The sequence below is a fragment of the Aerococcus sp. L_32 genome, from assembly GCF_050689315.1.
This window is the reverse complement of the sequence record NZ_JBOEQF010000320.1, coordinates 1-2,246: the sequence shown is the minus strand read 5'-3', so window position 1 is coordinate 2,246 and position 2,246 is coordinate 1. Positions and strand designations below refer to the sequence as shown.

At 40.2% G+C, this 2,246-nt stretch carries 6 protein-coding genes; all 6 read left to right on the top strand.

The annotated features are described in order from the left end of the window. The coding region (locus ACRCJ0_RS12350; RefSeq protein ID WP_431390611.1) for a 50S ribosomal protein L6 at window positions 1-186 on the top strand (186 nt) is incomplete at its 5' end. A 92-nt stretch (window positions 187-278) separates the two neighbouring features. Then, window positions 279-644, top strand: coding sequence for a 50S ribosomal protein L18 (rplR, locus tag ACRCJ0_RS12345; RefSeq protein ID WP_016896568.1), 366 nt, complete (start codon window positions 279-281; stop codon window positions 642-644). A 21-nt stretch (window positions 645-665) separates the two neighbouring features. Further along, complete coding sequence (rpsE, locus tag ACRCJ0_RS12340) at window positions 666-1,178, top strand: 30S ribosomal protein S5 (protein WP_016896569.1); 513 nt, start codon at window positions 666-668, stop codon at window positions 1,176-1,178. Between the two features lie 13 nt (window positions 1,179-1,191). Next, on the top strand, window positions 1,192-1,371 hold the full coding sequence (gene rpmD / locus ACRCJ0_RS12335) for a 50S ribosomal protein L30 (RefSeq protein WP_004262600.1): 180 nt from the start codon (window positions 1,192-1,194) through the stop codon (window positions 1,369-1,371). A gap of 25 nt (window positions 1,372-1,396) precedes the next feature. Then, window positions 1,397-1,837, top strand: coding sequence for a 50S ribosomal protein L15 (gene rplO, locus ACRCJ0_RS12330; protein WP_016896570.1), 441 nt, complete (start codon window positions 1,397-1,399; stop codon window positions 1,835-1,837). Then, on the top strand, window positions 1,837-2,246 hold a 410-nt coding region (locus tag ACRCJ0_RS12325), incomplete at its 3' end, for a preprotein translocase subunit SecY (protein ID WP_431390610.1). The genes rplO and ACRCJ0_RS12325, both read left to right, overlap by 1 nt.

Sequence of the window (2,246 nt, the reverse complement as noted above, 5' to 3'; positions counted from 1 at the left end):
CCAGAAGGCATCGAAATCGAAGTGCCAACTAACACTACAATCAACATCAAAGGTATCAACAAAGAAGTTGTTGGTGAATTAGCAGCGAATATCCGTTCAACTCGTTTACCAGAACCATACAAAGGTAAAGGTATTCACTATGTTGGCGAATACATTCGTCGTAAAGAAGGTAAAACTGGTAAATAATTGTAATTCTTTACAATTATTTCCTTTTACTTGTATCCAAATTATCTATAAAATAAGGGTGACAAGGTCATCCTTACAAATCTAACAAAGAGGTGACTATTTTGATCAGCAAACCAGATAAAAATAAATTACGTCAAAAACGCCACGCGCGTGTTCGTCGCAACATTTCTGGAACAGCAGAGTGCCCACGCTTGAACGTATTCCGTTCTAACAAACACATCTACGCTCAATTAATTGATGACGTAGCGGGTGTTACTGTAGCGAGTGCCTCTACAAACGAAGAAACATTATCAGCCGCAACTAAAACCGAAAGTGCAGCATTAGTTGGTAAAGCTATCGCTGAACGCGGTGTAGCAGCAGGTGTTAAAGTTGTAAAATTTGACCGTGGTGGCTACCAATATCACGGACGTGTACAAGCTTTAGCAGATGCAGCTCGTGAAAACGGCTTAGAATTTTAGGAAAAGGAGGAAGCCAAGAACATGACAAACACATTTCAAGAATTAAACATTAACGAAAACGACCTTGAAGAACGCGTTGTTGCCATTAACCGTGTTGCTAAAACCGTTAAAGGTGGACGTCGTATGAACTTCGGTGCCGTTGTTGTTGTCGGTGATAGAAATGGCCATGTTGGTCTAGGTACTGGTAAAGCTGCCGAAGTACCAGAAGCAATCCGCAAAGCGGTTGAAGATGGTAAGAAAAACTTAATTACTATACCTCGTGCAGGATCAACTGTTCCTCATGAAGTTATCGGTAAATTTAACGGTGGTAACGTATTACTTAAACCAGCTCAAGCCGGTTCAGGTATCGCTGCTGGTGGTCCAGTTCGTGCCGTAGTCGAATTAGGTGGTATCGCAGATATTACTTCTAAATCACTAGGTTCTAATTCACCAATCAACATCGTACGTGCTACTCTAGAAGCAATTAAATCATTAAAATCTCCAGAAGATGTCGCTGCATTACGCGGTAAATCTGTGGAAGAATTATTAGGTTAAGGAGGAAATTCGAATGACTGAAGTAAAAATTACTTTAAAACGCAGTTTAATTGGACGTCCTCAAGACCAAATTAAAACAGCTCAAGCACTAGGTTTAACAAAAGTTGGTAAAACAGTTGTTAAAACTCGTAACGAAGCAATCAACGGTATGATTACTAAAATTGCTCACTTAGTAGTTGTTGAAGAAGCATAATCTAGAATAGGAGGTGCCTAACAGGATGAAATTACATGAATTACAACCTTCAGAAGGATCTCGTCACACACGTCACCGTGTAGGTCGTGGTGCAAGTTCTGGTTGGGGTAAACTATCAAAACGTGGACAAAAAGGTCAAAAAGCTCGTTCAGGTGGTGGTGTACGTTTAGGTTTCGAAGGTGGACAAACACCATTGTTCCGTCGTATTCCAAAACGTGGTTTTACAAACATCAACCGTAAAGAATATGCGATCATCAATCTTGATGACTTAAACGTATTTGAAGACGGTGCTGTTGTAACCGCTGCTGACTTGATCGAAGCAGGCTTAGTTAAAAAAGAAAAATCTGGTATCAAAGTTTTAGGTAATGGTGAATTAGAACGCAAACTAACCGTTAAAGCAGCTAAATTCTCAGCATCAGCTAAAGAAGCTATTGAGACCGCTGGGGGTTCAATCGAGGTGATCTAATGTTTCAAATACTGAAAAATGGATTTCAGGATAAGGATATTAGAAGCCGCGTTGCATTCACAGCAATCATGTTGATTGTATTCCGTATCGGGGCTAGCATAACTGTCCCGGGCGTGAATGCTGCAGGAATTCAAGGGTTAGCTGAATCTGGTTTATTCAGCCTACTAAACACTCTTGGTGGGGGAGCACTTTCGAGCTACTCCATCTTTTCATTGGGTGTTTCACCGTATATAACCGCATCAATTATTATTCAACTATTGCAGATGGAGATTATACCTTCATTTACAGAGTGGTCTAAACAGGGTGAAGTTGGTCGTCGTAAGTTAAATCGATGGACTAGATACTTTGCAGTAGCAATTGGCTTTTTCCAAGCTTTAGCTATTTCAATAGGATTTAATTCATTGTCATC